A 14,088-nucleotide genomic window follows, 5' to 3' on the forward strand; every position below is an offset into this window, starting at 1 on the left:
CTTCGGCCCGCCGCCGGTCAGGATCGGCGGCGTGGATCCGGATCTCGTGCGGCACGTGGCCGCCACCACCGGGCTCGCCGAGCCGGTGGCGGCCCGCGTGGTCGCCGACGTCGTCGCCTACTTCGGCGAGACCACCGAGGAGTTCGTCCGCCGCCGGCACCGCGAGCTGCAGGCCCGCGACCGGCGCAACGACGAGATCTGGCCGCGGATCGCGGCCGAGCTCGCCGCGCGGGTGGTCGCCCCCGGTGACGTCTCCCAGCGGCGGCTGCGCCGGATCGTCTACGGCTGAGCGGACGACGGGGGAACGTGCATGTGCGGGATCGTGGGTTACGTGGGGCCGCGGGAGGCGGCGGGTGTGCTGCTCGACGGGCTGTCCCGGCTGGAGTACCGGGGCTACGACTCGGCGGGCCTGGCCGTGGCGCACCGCCGGAAGGTGACGGTGCGGCGCACCGCCGGGCGGGTGGAGGACCTGCGCACGCTGCTGGGTGACGCCCCTCCCCCGGGCCGGTCGGGCGTCGCGCACACCCGGTGGGCCACCCACGGCGAGCCGAGCGAGGCCAACGCGCACCCGCACACCGACGCGTCCGGGCGGGTCGCGATCGTGCACAACGGCATCGTCGAGAACGCCGACGCGCTGCGCGGCGCGCTCACCGCGCGCGGGGTCGTGCTGCGCAGCGACACCGACTCCGAGGCGCTCGCGCACCTGGTCGCCGGGGCGCTCGACGGCGGGGCGGCGACCCTCGCCGACGCGGTGCGCACGGCGCTCGCCGGCGTCGAGGGCACCTACGGCCTCGCGGTGCTCGACGCCCGCACCCCCGACGAGATCGTCGTCGCGCGCAACGGCAGCCCGATCGTGCTCGGCATCGGCGACGGCGAGATGGTCGTCGCCTCCGACCTGGCCGCGGTCGTGCGGCACACCCAGAAGGTCGTGTTCCTCGACGACGGCGAGATCGTCACCGTGCGCGCCGACGGCATCGAGGGCTCCACCCGGATCAGCCCGACCACCGTCGACACCGGCTCCGAGGACTACGCGCTCGGCGGGCACCCCGACTTCCTGGCCAAGGAGATCGCCGAGCAGCCCGACGCCCTCCGCCGCGCGCTGGCCGGGCGGCTCGACACCCGGTTCGCCACCGCCCGGCTGGGCGGGCTCGGGATGGACCCGCGCGAGCTGCGCGGGGTGCGCCGGGTGCTGTTCCTGGGCTGCGGGTCGGCGTACTACGCCGGGGAGATCGGCGCCGGGCTGGTCGAGCAGCTGGCCCGGATCCCGGCGGCGGCCGAACCGGCCGGCGAGTTCCGCCACCGCAATCCGGTCGTCGACCCGGACTGCCTCTACGTCGCGGTCAGCCAGTCCGGCGAGACCGCCGACACCCTCGCCGCGGTGCAGGAGCTGCGCCGCAAGGGCGGCCGGGTGATCGGCGCGGTGAACGTGATCGGGTCGGCGATCTCCCGCGAGTGCGGGGCCGGGGTGTTCCTGCACTCCGGGCCGGAGGTGTCGGTCGCCTCGACCAAGGCCGTCACGACCATGAGCGTGTCGTTCGCGATGCTCGCGGTGCTGCTGGGCCGGGTGCGGGACCTGTCGGTGGCCGACGGGCGGCGGCTGCTCGACGGGCTGGCGGCGCTGCCCCGCCACGTCGAGGCCGTCCTGGCCGACGACGCCGCCCACGGCACGGTCGCCGCGGTCGCGCAGCGGTGGGCGCACGCGTCGTCGATGTTCTTCGTCGGGCGCACCCGGTGCAGCCCGGTCGCGCGGGAGGGCGCGCAGAAGCTCAAGGAGATCTCCTACTGCCACGCCGAGGCCTACCCCGCCTCCGAGCTCAAGCACGGCCCGCTGGCGCTGGTCACCCCGGACATGCCCAGCGTCGTCGTGGTCCCCGACGACGAGCTGCTCGCGAAGAACGTCGGCACGATCGAGCAGATCCGGGCCCGGGGCGGGCCGGTGATCGCGGTGACCGACGCCGAGCTGCCCGCCGGGCTCGCCGACGCCGTGCTGCGGGTGCCGCGCACCGAGCCGGAGCTGGCGCCGATCCTGCTCGGGATCCCCCTGCAGCTGCTCGCCCGGCACGCCGCCGTCACGCTCGGACGCGACGTGGACCGGCCGCGGAACCTCGCGAAGTCGGTGACGGTGGAGTGAGGGTCCTCGGGCTGCACGTGGCCGCAGAGCGGGGTGCGCCGATGCACGACGTCGGGCGGGTCGAGGTGGTCGCGGGCAGCGGCGTCGTCGGCGACCGGTACTTCGGCACCCGGCACCGGCACGTCTCGGTGCAGAGCCGCGACGAGCTCGACGCCGCCGCCGAGGCGCTCGGCGCCCCGGTGCCCTCGGGCGGCACCCGGCGCACCGTCACCGTCGACCACGGCACCGTCCCGACGACGCCCGGCACCCGGCTGCGGCTCGGCGACGTCGAGCTGGAGGTGGTGCGGAAGGCCGCACCCTGCCGGGTGATGGAGACCGCCGTCGGGCCGGGAGCGCGCCGCGCGCTGCACGACCGCGGCGGCGCGGTCTGCCGGGTGCTGACCTCCGGTGCGATCGCCGTCGGCGACCCGGTGGAGGTCAGCTGACCGGGGCCTGGGCCACGGTGCGACGCCGGACGAGCAGCGACAGCAGGACGGCCAGCACCCCGACCCCGCCGGCGACGGCGAACGCGGCGTGCAGCCCGTCGGCGTCCGGGGAGGCCCCAGCGGCGCTCGCCGAGCCCAACGCGGCGACGGTGACGAACAGCGCCGTCCCCAGCGCGCCCGCGACCTGCTGCAGCGTGGACAGGATCGCGCTGCCGTGCGAGTACAGCTCGTCGGGCAGCGAACCCAGCGCCTCGGTCATCAGAGGCGTCATCATCAGCGCGAGCCCGCCCATCAGGACCAGGTGGAAGCCGACGACCACGCCCAGCGGGGTGCCCGGGCCGAGGGTGGAGAACAGCAGCAGACCGGTCGCCATCAGCACCGCGCCGGGGATCACCAGCGGGCGGGCGCCGACGCGGTCGAACAGCGCGCCGACCGGGCGGCCGAGCAGGCCGAGCAGCAGCCCGCCGGGCAGCACCACGAGACCGGAGACCAGCGTGCTCGTGCCGAGCACGGTCTGCAGGTAGAGCGGCAGCAGCACCGCGGCGACACCGATCAGCGACAGCAGCACCAGCGCGGTGAGCACCAGTGCCACGACGAACTGGCGCCGCCGGAACGGGCGCAGGTCCAGCAGCGCGTGGCCGGAGCGCATCAGCCGCAGCTGGCGCAGTACGAACACCGCCAGCGCGACCAGCCCGACGACGACCGGCACCCACGGCGGGAGCCCCCCGCCGCCGTGGCCGCCCAGCGAGGACAGCCCGTAGACCAGGCCGCCGAACCCGACGGCGGACAGCAGCACCGACACCACGTCGAGCGGGACCGGGCGGCCGCCGCCGTCGATGCGCAGCCACCGTGCGCCGGCCGCCATGGCGATCACGGCCAGCGGCAGGACCAGCCAGAACATCCAGCGCCAGCCCAGACCGGACAGGATCGCGCCGCCGATCGTCGGGCCGATCGCGGGCGCGACGGCGATGACGATCGTGATCGTGCCCATCGTCGCGCCACGCCGCTCGGCCGGCACCAGACGCAGGATCGTGGTCATCAGCAGCGGGATCATCATCGCCGTGCCGCCGGCCTGCACGATGCGGCCGACGAGCAGCACCGCGAAACCGGGCGCGAACCCGGCGATCGCCGTCCCCGCGGTGAACAGCCCGAGCGAGGTGAGGAAGACCTGCCGCGGGGTGAAACGGTCGAGCAGGTAGCCGGTGGTGGGGATGACCACGGCCATCGTCAGCAGGAAGCCGCTGGTCAGCCACTGGGTGGTGGTGGCGGGGACACCGAGGTCGACGCTCAGGTCGCGCAGCGCGACGCTCAGCACGGTCTCGTTGAGGATCATCACGAACGCGGCGCCGACGAGGACGGCGATCAGCGGTCCGGTCCGGATCGCCGGTACCGGTTCGGTACGGGACGGGGTGGTGGTCACGCGGGGTCTCCTGCCCGGGGAAGGGTCGTGGTGGCCGCGCGCAGGGCGCGGCCGAGTCGGTCGACGGGGTCGGTGCACCGGACGCCCGCGGCGAGCTCGACGGCGAGGTCCTCGCCGCTGATCCGAAGGGCGGCGGCGACGGCGGCGGCGTGCACCCGGACGTCCAGGTCGCCGGGCTCGCGGCCGGCGCGGGCCGCGATCACCTCGGCGAGCACCGGCTCGGCCCGCTCGTGCACCGCCAGCCACACCGCCCGCAGACCGGGCTCGGTGCGCGACAGCGCGATGACGGCCATCGCGGCGTCGGCGTCGGCGGCGTCGACCGGGTCCTGGGGCGGGCGGTACTCGGCGAGCAGGTGCTCGTCGAGGCCCACCCCCGCCGGCCAGCGCCGCAGCGTCGCGACGACGGCGTCGATGCTGCGTGCGAGGACCGGCTCCACGCAGCTCTCCTTGGTGCGGAACCAGCGCCACAGCGTCCGGCCGGACAGCCCGACCTCCTCGGCGATCCGCTCGCCGCTGGTGGCGTGCACGCCGTGCTCCCGGAACAGCGCCACGGCCGCGCGGGAGATCTCGAGGCGCTGCAGCTCGCGCCGGCGGTCGCTCATCGGCGCCCGCCCGCGTCTGGTGTCGTCGAGTGTCTTCATGTCACTGCCTGACAGTAATGAGACCGGCCGGGACCGCCACGAGACGCTCGTCTCACAGTGCCTTTTTGGCAGTTTGTGCCACGCTAGTCGGGCACGTGATCATGCAACGCCGAGGGAGCCACGAGCGTGACGACGACCGGGACCACCGACCCCACCGCGGCCGACCTGGACCGGCTGCGGGAGCGCTACCGCGCCGAGCGCGACCGCAGGCTGCGCCCCGAGGGCACCGCCCAGTACCGGGCGTCGACCGGGGAGTTCGGCTTCTACGCCGACGACCCGTGGTCCGAGCCCACCGACCGCGACCCGGTCCGGGACGAGGTGGACGTGCTGGTCGTCGGCGGCGGTTTCGGCGGGCTGGTCGCCGCGGCCCGGCTGCGGCAGGCCGGCCACGAGCGGATCCGGATCGTCGACGTCGCCGGGGACCTCGGCGGGACCTGGTACTGGAACCGCTACCCCGGCATCGCCTGCGACATCGAGAGCTCGATCTACCTGCCGCTTCTGGAGGAGCTGGGCGGGATGCCCAGCCGTCGCTACCCGCCGGGCGGGGAGATCCGGGCGCACGCCCGCGCGGTCGGCGAGCACTTCGACCTCTACCGCGACGCCCTGTTCCACACCGAGGTCACCACCCTGGTCTGGGACGACGACGCGCGGGCCTGGCAGGTCGGCACCGACCGCGGCGACGCGGTCACCGCCCGGTTCGTGGTGATCTCCTCCGGGCCGTTCAACCGGCCCAAGCTGCCCGGGATCCCCGGCATCGCCGACTTCGCCGGGCACACCTTCCACACCAGCCGGTGGGACTACGGCTGGACCGGCGGCGACGAGCGGGGCGGCCCGCTCGACCGGATCGGCGACCGCACTCTCGCCGTGGTCGGCACCGGGGCGACGGCGATCCAGTGCGTCCCGCACCTGGCCGGGGCCGCGCGGCACCTCTACGTCGTGCAGCGGACGCCGTCGTCGGTCGACACCCGCGACGACGCCCCCTACGACGAGGCCTGGTGGCGGGCGCTGACCCCGGGCTGGCAGCGCCGCCGTCGCGAGGACTTCCTGAACCTGATGGACATGCGACCGGCGCCGCACGGCTCGCACGGCCCCGACGGCGTCGCGGACAGGTGGACCGACACCGCCCCGATCCGGGGCGCGCAGCGGCTCGCCCGGACCCGGGGCACCGAGGACCCGGCCGAGGCGCTGGAGATCGCCGACGCCGAGAAGATGGACGAGATCCGGGCCCGGGTCGACCAGATCGTCGCCGACCCGGCGACGGCCGCGGCGCTCAAGCCCTGGTACCGCCAGATGTGCAAGCGGCCCACCTTCAGCGACACCTACCTGCAGACCTTCAACCGGGACGACGTGACGCTGCTCGACACCGGCGGGCAGGGCGTCGAGCGGATCACCCGCGACGGTCTGGTGGTCGACGGCGTCGAGTACCCGGTGGACGCGATCGTGTTCGCCACCGGGTTCGAGCTCGGCGCCGACCCCGCCACCCGGGCCGGGGCCGACATCCGCGGGCGCGACGGCGTCACCCTCGCCGAGCACTGGGCGGACGGGCTGTCCACACTGCACGGCTGGGTCAGTCGCGGCTTCCCCAACCTGTTCCACGTCGGGGCCGGGCAGAACTCGGCGTCGGTGAACTTCGCGCACGTGCTGGAGGAGCAGGCCGGGCACATCGCGGCGGTCTGCGCCGAGGCCGACCGGCGCGGGGTCCGCGTCGTCGAGCCGACCGCCGAGGCGGAGGCGGCGTGGGTCGCCACCATCCGCGAGCGGGCGCAGGACCAGCACGGTTTCCTCGCCGGGTGCACACCCGGCTACTACAACTTCGAGGGCCGCCCGCGGAAGCGCAGCGAGCAGTTCGGCGGCGGTCCGGTCGAGTTCCACGAGATCCTGCGCGACTGGCGCGCCGGCGGGATGGACGACGTGCTCTCCGGCGGCGCCCCGTGAGCGTGCGCCCGGTCGCGGGGCCGGACCGGGGACCCGTGCGGACCACGACCGGGCTGCGGGCCGAACCGCTGTGCCCGCCGAACCCGCTGTGGGCGTCCAACGGGATCGTGGCCGGTCCGGACGGCCGGCTGTGGATCGCGCAGTTCCTCGGCGGCACCGTGTCCGCGTTCGACCCGGCGACCGGCGGGCTCGAGACGGTGCTCGGGCCGGACGGGCCGCTCACCGCGCCCGACGACCTCGTGTTCGGCGCCGACGGCGAGCTGTTCGTCGTCGACCTGCCCGCCGGGCTGGTGTGGCGCCGGGCGTCCGACGGGGCCATGACCGTCGTCGCCGACGGGATCACCGCCCCGGACGGGATCGCCTGGCACCGCGGACGGCTGTTCGTCAACGAGCTGTGCCCGGACGGCCGGCTGCTGGAGATCGACCCGACCGGCGGGCCGCCGCGGGTGCTCGCGACCGGGCTCGCGCTCGGCAACGCGATGGAGGTCGGCCCGGACGGGCTCCTGTACTACCCGCACCTGCTCTCCGGCGAGGTCTGGCGGGTCGACCCGGACGGCGGCGCCCCCGAACGGCTGCTCACCGGGCTGGACCGGCCGGTGGCCGTGCGCTTCGACCCCGCGGGACGGCTGCGCATCCTGTCCAACGGCGGACGCGGCGCCCTGTGGACCGCCGACGGTGGGCGGGTCACCGCCACCCTCGACACCGGCGTCGGCGGCGCGGACAACGTGGTGTTCACCGCCGACGGCGCGGCCTGGGTGACCGGCGCCTTCCACGGCGGGCTGGTCCGGGCCGGCGTCGACGGCACGGTGACCACGATGCTGCCGGCCGGGCTGTGCGGCCCCTGGGGCGTGGCCGCCGACGGTGCGGGCGCGCTCGTCGCCGACCACTTCTCCCTGGCCCGTGTGGCCGGCGGCGCCGTCACCGCGCTCGGCGACGTCGTCACCGAGGTCCGCGGCGGGGTCCGCGGACTCGCCCGGCACCACGGCGACACGGTCGTCACCACCGGGACCGGGGTGTGGCGCGGACATCCCGGCTCCTGGACGCCGCTGGCCGACGGGCTGGCCGGGGCGACCGGCGTCGCCTCCTGCCGGGACGGGCTGCTGGTCGCCGAGACCGGCGCCGGGCGGGTCCTGCACCTCGCCGACGACGGCACCGTCACCGTGCTCGCCACGGGTCTCGACGGGCCGGTGGACGTGGCCGTCGACGGCACCGGCACCGCCTACGTCACGCTGACCGGCGGCGGGCAGGTCGTGCGGCTCACCCGCGGCCCCGACGGCGCCGGCGCCGGAACCGTCCTCGCCGCGGGCCTGCACCGGCCGGAGGGGATCGCCGTGGCCGGGGGCGCGCTGTGGTGCGCCGAGGCCGCCGCGGGACGGCTGCTGCGCATCGACCCGGCCGACCGGACGGTCACCGTCGCGGCGTCGGGGCTGCCCTTCGACGTGCGGCCGCCGCACGTTCCCGCGGACTGCCGCAGCGGCGCGGCCGCCCGGCCCGCCCCGTTCGCCGGGGTCGCCGCGGCCGACGACGACTCCGTGCTCGTCGCGGTCAACGGCGCGGGCTACGTGCTGCGGGTCGGCCCCTGACCGGCCGCCCGCTCGCCGTCGACGCCGTGGGTCGCGGCGTCGACGGCCGCCGACAGCCGCTCCCGCAGCTGCGCGGCCGGTGGGCGGCGCCCGTCGGCGGTGGCGGCGGCGATGTCCTCGGTGGCGACCCGCAGCGCCCCGTTGAGCGCCGCGGCCTGCACCCGTACGGCGACGTCCTCGGGGTCGCGGCCGAACCGTCCCGCGAGGATCCCGGCCAGGACCGGCTCGGCCCGTTCCTGCACGACCAGCCAGATCGCGCGCAGGGCGGGCTCGGAGCGGCTCATCCGGATCACCGCGAGGACGAGGTCACCGTCGTCCGGCCCCGCGTCGGGGTGCTCGGCGTAGTCCCCGGCGAGGTGCTCGGTCAGCGCGACGCCCGCGGGCCAGCGGGCCAGGCTCGCGGTGAACGCGTCGGTGGCCAGGCTCAGCACCGGCTCGACGCAGCTCTCCTTGGTGCGGAACCAGCGCCAGAACGTGCGCGCCGACAGCCCGACCGCCTCGGCGATCTGCTCCCCGCCGGTCGCGGCGACGCCGTGCTCGCGGAACAGCCGGATCGCCGCCCGGGAGATCTCCAGGCGCTGCAGGGTGCGGCGACGGTCGCTCATCGGCCGCCGTCCGCGCCGGACCGCCGTCCCCTCCGTCACACCGCACCCCCGAGTGCTCGCCGGGCGGTCAGCCTAGACGGCGGGCGTTGGCCCGCACCCGGGTGCGGATCGGCTCCAGCGCCCGTCCGAGGGTCTCCGGGCCCGGCTTCGAGGTGACCAGGACGACCGCGGCCCGCGAGAACCCGTCGACCTTCTCGGCCCACATCCGGTGGAACTCCCGGACCTCGCGCGCCGGGGGCGGGAAGCCCGAGGTGAGCATCCGGGCGGTGCGACGCGCGATGACCAGCGGCGCGAACACCGCGATCTCGGCGAGCGAGAGGACGGCACGAGTGGTGGCGGGCATGGGACGGACGGTAGCCCCTGTCCCCGACACCCACGGGCCGCTCGCCGGTCACCGAGGGCTCGCCGCCGGTCACCGCCGGTTCGGGTGGCGACACCCCCTCCCACGTTAACGATGGGGCGCGGGGCCACGACAGGTAACCGAACGCGACCCCGGGGAGGGCTCACACGCATGGCCGTCGAGACGTTCTGGGACGGGCTGGAACGGCGCATCGCCGCCGGCGAACCGCCGTACGGGGAGCACCCGGGCGTCGCGCCGGACGGGGTGACACCCGAGGCGCTGCGCCGCGTCCTGGACCTCGAGGCGCACCACCTGCGCCGCTCCGGCACCGCGCCGGTCGCCCAGCACCTGCTCGCCGGGGCCGTCCTGGCCGGGGAGGCCGCGCTGGCCGGGGCCGCCCGGGCCCGGCTCACCGCCCAGGGCGTCCCCGCGCTGACCACCCGCTGGCGCACCCGGCCGCCGTCGGCCGCGCTGAGCCGGGTCCTGGAGGGCCACGGCGACGCGGTCGTCGCGCTGCTCGCCGGGCCGGACGGCCTGCTGCTGTCGCTCGACGCCTCCGGTGAGAGCGGCGCCTGGGACGCCGGGACCGGACACGCGGTCCCGGACCCGCTCGCCGGGCCCGGCGGTCCGCGCCCCCCGGCCTCCGCGGTCCACGCCCGGACGGTCGCCCTGTCCCCCGACGGCGGCCTGCTCGCCCTCGCCGGTGACGACCCCGTGGTGCGGGTGCTGGCCACCGACGGCCCGGCCCGCGGCGCCGAGGTCACGACCCTGGCCGGGCGGCCCGGCCCGGTGACCGCGCTCGCGGTGACCGGAACCGCCCCGACCCGGGTGGTCGCGGGCGGCGCCGACGGCGCGGTGCGGGTGTGGGACGTGACCAGCGGCGCGGCCGTCTCGGTCGCCCGCGGCCACGCCGGCCCGGTGACCGCGCTGACCGCGACCGGCCAGGGCACCGTCGTGTCCGGCGGGGTGGACGGCACGCTGCGGTCCTGGGACCCGGCCACCGGGGCCCCGCTGGGGCTGCTGGAGGGCGGGCCCGCCGTGGTCGCCGTGGTGGTGCCGACGGCGGGGCAGCTGCTCGCGGCCACGGCCGACGGCGCGCTGCACGTGTTCGCGCTGGTCGACGGGGCGCCGCAGGACGCGGTACGGCTCGACGTCCCCGGCGACGGCGTCGCGGTCACCGCGGCCGCGTGCGCCGGTGAGGGCCGGGTCGTCGTCGGGCGGGTGGACGGGACCGTGCAGCTCGTCCCGACCACCGGCCCCGGCACGGTCGCCGAGCTCGCCGGGCACGGCGCCGCGGTGCGGGCGGTCACCGCCGACGCCGCGGGCACCGTCGTCGCGTCCGGGGACGACCACGGCCGTGTCCTGGTCTGGGACCCGGCACGGGCCCGGCCGGGTGCCGGCGGGCACGCCGGGGTCTCCCCCGCGGTCGGTGCGGTCGCCGCCGGCACGGGCCTGGTCGTCTCGGCCGGTCGCCGCTCCGACGGGCTGCTCGCGCACGACCCGGCCACCGGCGCGCGCCGCTGGGGCGTACCGGCCGGTGCGGGCCCGCTGTGGTTCGACCCGTCCGGGACGAGGCTGTTCGCCGTCACCGGGACCGCGACCGTCGAGGAGCGCTACGCGACGACCGGGGTGCGGGCCGGTGCGGTGTCGCTGCCCGGCCGTGTGCTGGCCGGGCGGGGCGCGCTGGTGGTGACCGGTGAGCCGGACGGTACGGTCGCCGTGCGCGACGCGCGCAGCGGGCGGGCCTTCCGCACCACCCGGCTGCCGTCGGCACCGCGGGTGGCCGCGCCGACCCCCGGCGGGGCGACGGTGCTGCTCGCCGCGGACGGCCTGCTGGCCTGCTGGCGGCCCGCCTCGGCGGAGGTGGTCACGGTGGAGCTGCCGGCCGGGCTGGTCACCGCCGTCGCCGTCGACGACGACGGCTGCCACGGCGTGGTCTGCGACGCCGACGGCCGGGTGCACATCTGGCGGGCCGGGTCGGCCACGGTGACGACGGTGCGCGCCGACGCGGCGCACCTGACCGCGGCCGCCGGTGCGGGCCGGTGCCGCGCGGTGACTGCGGGCTCGGACGGCACGGCGGTGCTGTGGGACCTGACCTCGGCGACGGCGCTCGGCCGGGTGCCGCTGGACGCGCCGCTGACCGCGGTCGCGGTGGGGGGCGGGACGGTGGTCGTCGGTGACGGGTGCGGCGAGGTGCACTGCCTCGACCTGCTCGCCGGGGCCGCCGCGGCCGTCCCGGACGGTGTCATCCCCGAGCAGGGCGGCGCGGCCGTGGTCCCGGCGCCGCGCACCGGGACCACGGACCGCGAGGCGGCCGCTCAGCTCAGCGAGTAGCCCTCGAACTTCTCCCGCAGGGTCTTCTTGGAGAACTTGCCGACGCTCGTCTTGGGCACCTCGTCGATGAACTCGACGGCGTCGGGGAGCCACCACTTGGCGACCCGGTCGGTGAGGAAGGCGATGAGCTCGTCGGCGGTGAGGGTCTCGCCGTCCTTCACCACGACGCACGCCATCGGGCGCTCCACCCAGCGCTCGTGCGGGATCGCGATGACCGCGGCCTCGGCGACCTTCGGGTGCGCCATGATCTCGTTCTCCAGCTCGACCGAGCTGATCCACTCACCACCGGACTTGACCAGGTCCTTGGTGCGGTCGACGAGCTTGACGTAGCCCGAGCCGTCGACGACGGCGACGTCGCCGGTGCGCAGCCAGCCGTCGGAGGTGAACTGCGTGCCGCCGCCCTCGCCGCGGTAGTACTCCGAGGCGATCCACGGGCCCGCCACCTGCACCTCACCGCTGGTGGTGCCGTCCCAGGGCTGCTCGGCACCGGTCTCGGGGTCGGCGATGCGCAGGTCGACGAGCGGGACCGGGGGTCCCTGCAGGGCGCGCACGGTGGCCTTGTCGTCGTCGGACAGGTCGTCGTGCTGGGAGCGCAGCACGCCCAGGGTCGCCACGGGCGAGGTCTCGGTCATCCCCCAGCCCTGCAGGACCGGCAGGCCGATCGCGGCGCGGAAGCCCTCCGACATCGACTTCGGCACCGCCGAGCCGCCGCAGAGCAGGATCCGCAGCGACGAGCAGTCGTACTCGCCGAGCTTGGGCAGCAGGCCCATCCAGATCGTCGGGACGCCCGCGGCGACGGTGACCCGGTGGTCCTGGATCAGTGTCAGGACCGCGTCCGGGGTCATGCCGGGCCCGGGCAGCACCAGCGAGGTGCCGGCGAGCAGGCAGCCGTAGGGCAGGCCCCAGGCGTTGGCGTGGAACATCGGGACGACCGGCAGGACCACGTCGCGCTCGCAGAGCCCGACGCCGTCGGCGAACAGGGTCGCGAGCGAGTGCAGCAGCGTCGAGCGGTGCGAGTAGACGACGCCCTTGGGGTTGCCGGTGGTGCCGGAGGTGTAGCACATGGCGGCGGCGGTGTTCTCGTCCTCGACGACGAACCGGCCCGCGAACGGCTCGGCCGCGGCCAGGAGCTCCTCGTAGAGCCGGATCCGCGGGTCGTCGGGGATCTCGGTCGGCGCGCCGTCGTCGATGACGACGACGTGGCGCACCGTGGTCATCCGGTCCACGTGCGGCCAGAACAGGCCGAGCAGGGAGCGCTCGACGAACACGACCTCGTCCTCGGCGTGGTCGGCCACGTAGACGAGCTGGTCGGGGAACAGCCGCAGGTTGAGCGTGTGCAGGACCCGGCCGGTGCACGGCACCGCCAGGTACAGCTCCAGGTGCCGGTCGGTGTTCCAGCAGAACGTCCCGACCCGGCCGTCGGCCGAGACGCCGAGGGTGTCGAGCACGGTGGCCAGCCGGCGGGTGCGCACGGCCCACTCGGCGACCGTGGTGGTGCGGACCGTCCCCGCCGGGGTGGCGGTGACGATCTCCTTGTGTCCGAAGTACTGCTCGGCACGGTGGAAGACGTGCGGCAGCGTCAGGGGACGGTCCTGCATCAGACCGAGCATCGTTGCTCCTGGGGGCGTTCCGGGTGGGGTCGACGCGACCCTACCGTAACTTCGGATATGGATTGGACTATCCGGTCACTGCATCCGGGGGTCGCGAACGCGGCGTCCGGAGTAATCGGACACCCGCTGTCAGCAGGTGTGACGCACTGTCCTAACGTTCTTCCCGACGTCCGCGAACCGTCAGGTTCCGGACGCGTGCACGCAGGGTCAAGCAACCGGCCCGGCATCCCGGGGTCCGCCCCGGGAACCGTTTCCGCGCAGACATCATCTGCCGGACGCGCCGGGCCAGGCCTCCGGTGCCGCTCGCCGCGGCACCCGCCGAACCGTCGCGTTTCCGGCGCGGCGGAGGTCGAGATGCTTTCCGGGTCCTCGGACGCGCATATCCTGCGCGCCTGCTGCGACGATCCCGCGTTCCGTGCCACGCGCTCCCCGTACGTGGTCGTCGACGGGGAGCTCACGGTCGTGGGGGCGAACGCGGCCTTCTGCGCGGCGACCCTGCGCGCGCCCGGCGAGCTGGTCGGCAGGCCGCTGACGGCCGCGCTGCCGGACAACCCGCACCAGCCCGGCGCCGACGGCGTCGCGCGGCTGACGGCGTCGCTGTCGCGGGTGCTGCGCCTCGGGCTGCGCGACCACCTGCCGGTGCAGCGTCACGACGTGCCCGCGGCGACGGGCACGTCCGGCTTCGTCGAACGGGTGTGGGTCACTGTGAACTCCCCGCTGGTCGCCCCGGACGGGCGGGTCATCGGGGTACTGCACCACATCGAGGACGTCACCGGCCTGATCAGCCCCGGCCCCGACGGCAGCGACCTCGCCGCCGCGACGCTGGCCCGCGCCCTGGACACCGAGAACAGCCACCTGCGGGCCCGCTTCGCCCGGCACGTCAGCATCGAGCAGGCGAAGGGGGCCCTGATGGCCCAGCGCGGCTGCTCCGCCGACGAGGCGTTCACCCTGCTGCGCCGGCTCTCGCACGAGACGAACCGGAAGCTGCACGTGGTCGCCGAGGCGCTGCTGGCGGACACGGTCGGGCAGCAGCCCTGAGCCGTCACCACCCGTTCGCCCGCAGA

At 76.0% G+C, this 14,088-nt stretch carries 12 protein-coding genes; 7 read left to right on the forward strand and 5 right to left on the reverse strand.

All coding sequences use genetic code 11. The annotated features are described in order from the left end of the window. The first annotated feature begins 31 nt into the window (after positions 1-31). Genes DMP17_RS37615 through DMP17_RS37625 form a run of 3 tightly spaced genes read left to right on the forward strand, consistent with a single transcriptional unit; the run spans position 32 to position 2,556 of the window. Positions 32-289, forward strand: a complete 258-nt coding sequence (locus tag DMP17_RS37615; protein WP_226350588.1) for a hypothetical protein — start codon at positions 32-34, stop codon at positions 287-289. A gap of 21 nt (positions 290-310) precedes the next feature. Then, positions 311-2,131 (forward strand): glutamine--fructose-6-phosphate transaminase (isomerizing), encoded by a 1,821-nt coding sequence (glmS, locus tag DMP17_RS37620; protein ID WP_337832003.1) that lies wholly within the window; start codon positions 311-313, stop codon positions 2,129-2,131. A 41-nt stretch (positions 2,132-2,172) separates the two neighbouring features. Further along, complete coding sequence (locus DMP17_RS37625; protein WP_337832004.1) at positions 2,173-2,556, forward strand: MOSC domain-containing protein; 384 nt, start codon at positions 2,173-2,175, stop codon at positions 2,554-2,556. Here the strand turns inward: DMP17_RS37625 and DMP17_RS37630 are convergent. Together DMP17_RS37630 and DMP17_RS37635 are read right to left on the reverse strand one after the other, a co-directional pair. Next, on the reverse strand, positions 2,549-3,976 hold the full coding sequence (locus DMP17_RS37630) for a DHA2 family efflux MFS transporter permease subunit (RefSeq protein WP_337832005.1): 1,428 nt from the start codon (positions 3,974-3,976) through the stop codon (positions 2,549-2,551). The two genes, DMP17_RS37625 and DMP17_RS37630, sit on opposite strands and share 8 nt — an antisense overlap. Then, positions 3,973-4,578, reverse strand: coding sequence for a TetR/AcrR family transcriptional regulator (locus tag DMP17_RS37635; protein ID WP_337832006.1), 606 nt, complete (start codon positions 4,576-4,578; stop codon positions 3,973-3,975). Before DMP17_RS37635 ends, DMP17_RS37630 begins: the two co-directional genes overlap by 4 nt. A gap of 165 nt (positions 4,579-4,743) precedes the next feature. On the opposite strand from DMP17_RS37635, the gene DMP17_RS37640 reads away from it, so the two are divergent. Together DMP17_RS37640 and DMP17_RS37645 are read left to right on the forward strand one after the other, a co-directional pair. Beyond that, positions 4,744-6,552 carry a flavin-containing monooxygenase gene (locus tag DMP17_RS37640; protein WP_337832007.1) on the forward strand — a complete coding sequence of 603 codons (1,809 nt, stop codon included), beginning with the start codon at positions 4,744-4,746 and terminating at the stop codon, positions 6,550-6,552. A gap of 35 nt (positions 6,553-6,587) precedes the next feature. Continuing rightward, positions 6,588-8,135, forward strand: coding sequence for a Vgb family protein (locus DMP17_RS37645; protein WP_337832008.1), 1,548 nt, complete (start codon positions 6,588-6,590; stop codon positions 8,133-8,135). Here DMP17_RS37645 and DMP17_RS37650 read toward each other — a convergent pair. Further along, the gene (locus tag DMP17_RS37650; RefSeq protein ID WP_226350581.1) at positions 8,111-8,740 is read right to left on the reverse strand and encodes a TetR/AcrR family transcriptional regulator; all 630 of its coding nucleotides are present in this window, start codon (positions 8,738-8,740) and stop codon (positions 8,111-8,113) included. The two genes, DMP17_RS37645 and DMP17_RS37650, sit on opposite strands and share 25 nt — an antisense overlap. 67 nt (positions 8,741-8,807) lie before the next feature. Next, complete coding sequence (locus DMP17_RS37655) at positions 8,808-9,083, reverse strand: hypothetical protein (RefSeq protein WP_062396425.1); 276 nt, start codon at positions 9,081-9,083, stop codon at positions 8,808-8,810. A gap of 168 nt (positions 9,084-9,251) precedes the next feature. Here DMP17_RS37655 and DMP17_RS37660 point away from each other — a divergent pair, with 168 nt between their 5' ends. Then, a complete protein-coding gene (locus DMP17_RS37660) occupies positions 9,252-11,414 on the forward strand; it encodes a WD40 repeat domain-containing protein (protein ID WP_337832009.1) in 2,163 nt (720 codons plus the stop codon). Here DMP17_RS37660 and DMP17_RS37665 read toward each other — a convergent pair. Beyond that, entirely contained in the window at positions 11,399-13,024 is a 1,626-nt protein-coding gene (locus tag DMP17_RS37665; RefSeq protein WP_226350578.1) for a long-chain fatty acid--CoA ligase, read from the reverse strand. The two genes, DMP17_RS37660 and DMP17_RS37665, sit on opposite strands and share 16 nt — an antisense overlap. Before the next feature lie 354 nt (positions 13,025-13,378). Between DMP17_RS37665 and DMP17_RS37670 the strand changes: the two genes are divergently transcribed. Beyond that, positions 13,379-14,062: an ANTAR domain-containing protein gene (locus tag DMP17_RS37670; RefSeq protein ID WP_337832010.1), complete on the forward strand. Its 684-nt coding sequence runs from the start codon at positions 13,379-13,381 to the stop codon at positions 14,060-14,062. Positions 14,063-14,088: the final 26 nt, after the last annotated feature.

Source organism: Pseudonocardia sp. TMWB2A (assembly GCF_017312135.1).

What these genes read in the sequence shown, in the direction of transcription:
- glmS (WP_337832003.1), top strand. Translation starts at nt 311, where the DNA reads ATGTGCGGGATCGTGGGTTACGTGGGGCCGCGGGAGGCGGCGGGTGTG.
- DMP17_RS37625 (WP_337832004.1), top strand. Translation starts at nt 2,173, where the DNA reads ATGCACGACGTCGGGCGGGTCGAGGTGGTCGCGGGCAGCGGCGTCGTC.
- DMP17_RS37635 (WP_337832006.1), bottom strand. Translation starts at nt 4,578, where the DNA reads ATGAGCGACCGCCGGCGCGAGCTGCAGCGCCTCGAGATCTCCCGCGCG.
- DMP17_RS37650 (WP_226350581.1), bottom strand. Translation starts at nt 8,740, where the DNA reads ATGAGCGACCGTCGCCGCACCCTGCAGCGCCTGGAGATCTCCCGGGCG.
- DMP17_RS37655 (WP_062396425.1), bottom strand. Translation starts at nt 9,083, where the DNA reads ATGCCCGCCACCACTCGTGCCGTCCTCTCGCTCGCCGAGATCGCGGTG.
- DMP17_RS37660 (WP_337832009.1), top strand. Translation starts at nt 9,252, where the DNA reads ATGGCCGTCGAGACGTTCTGGGACGGGCTGGAACGGCGCATCGCCGCC.
- DMP17_RS37665 (WP_226350578.1), bottom strand. Translation starts at nt 13,024, where the DNA reads ATGCTCGGTCTGATGCAGGACCGTCCCCTGACGCTGCCGCACGTCTTC.
- DMP17_RS37670 (WP_337832010.1), top strand. Translation starts at nt 13,379, where the DNA reads ATGCTTTCCGGGTCCTCGGACGCGCATATCCTGCGCGCCTGCTGCGAC.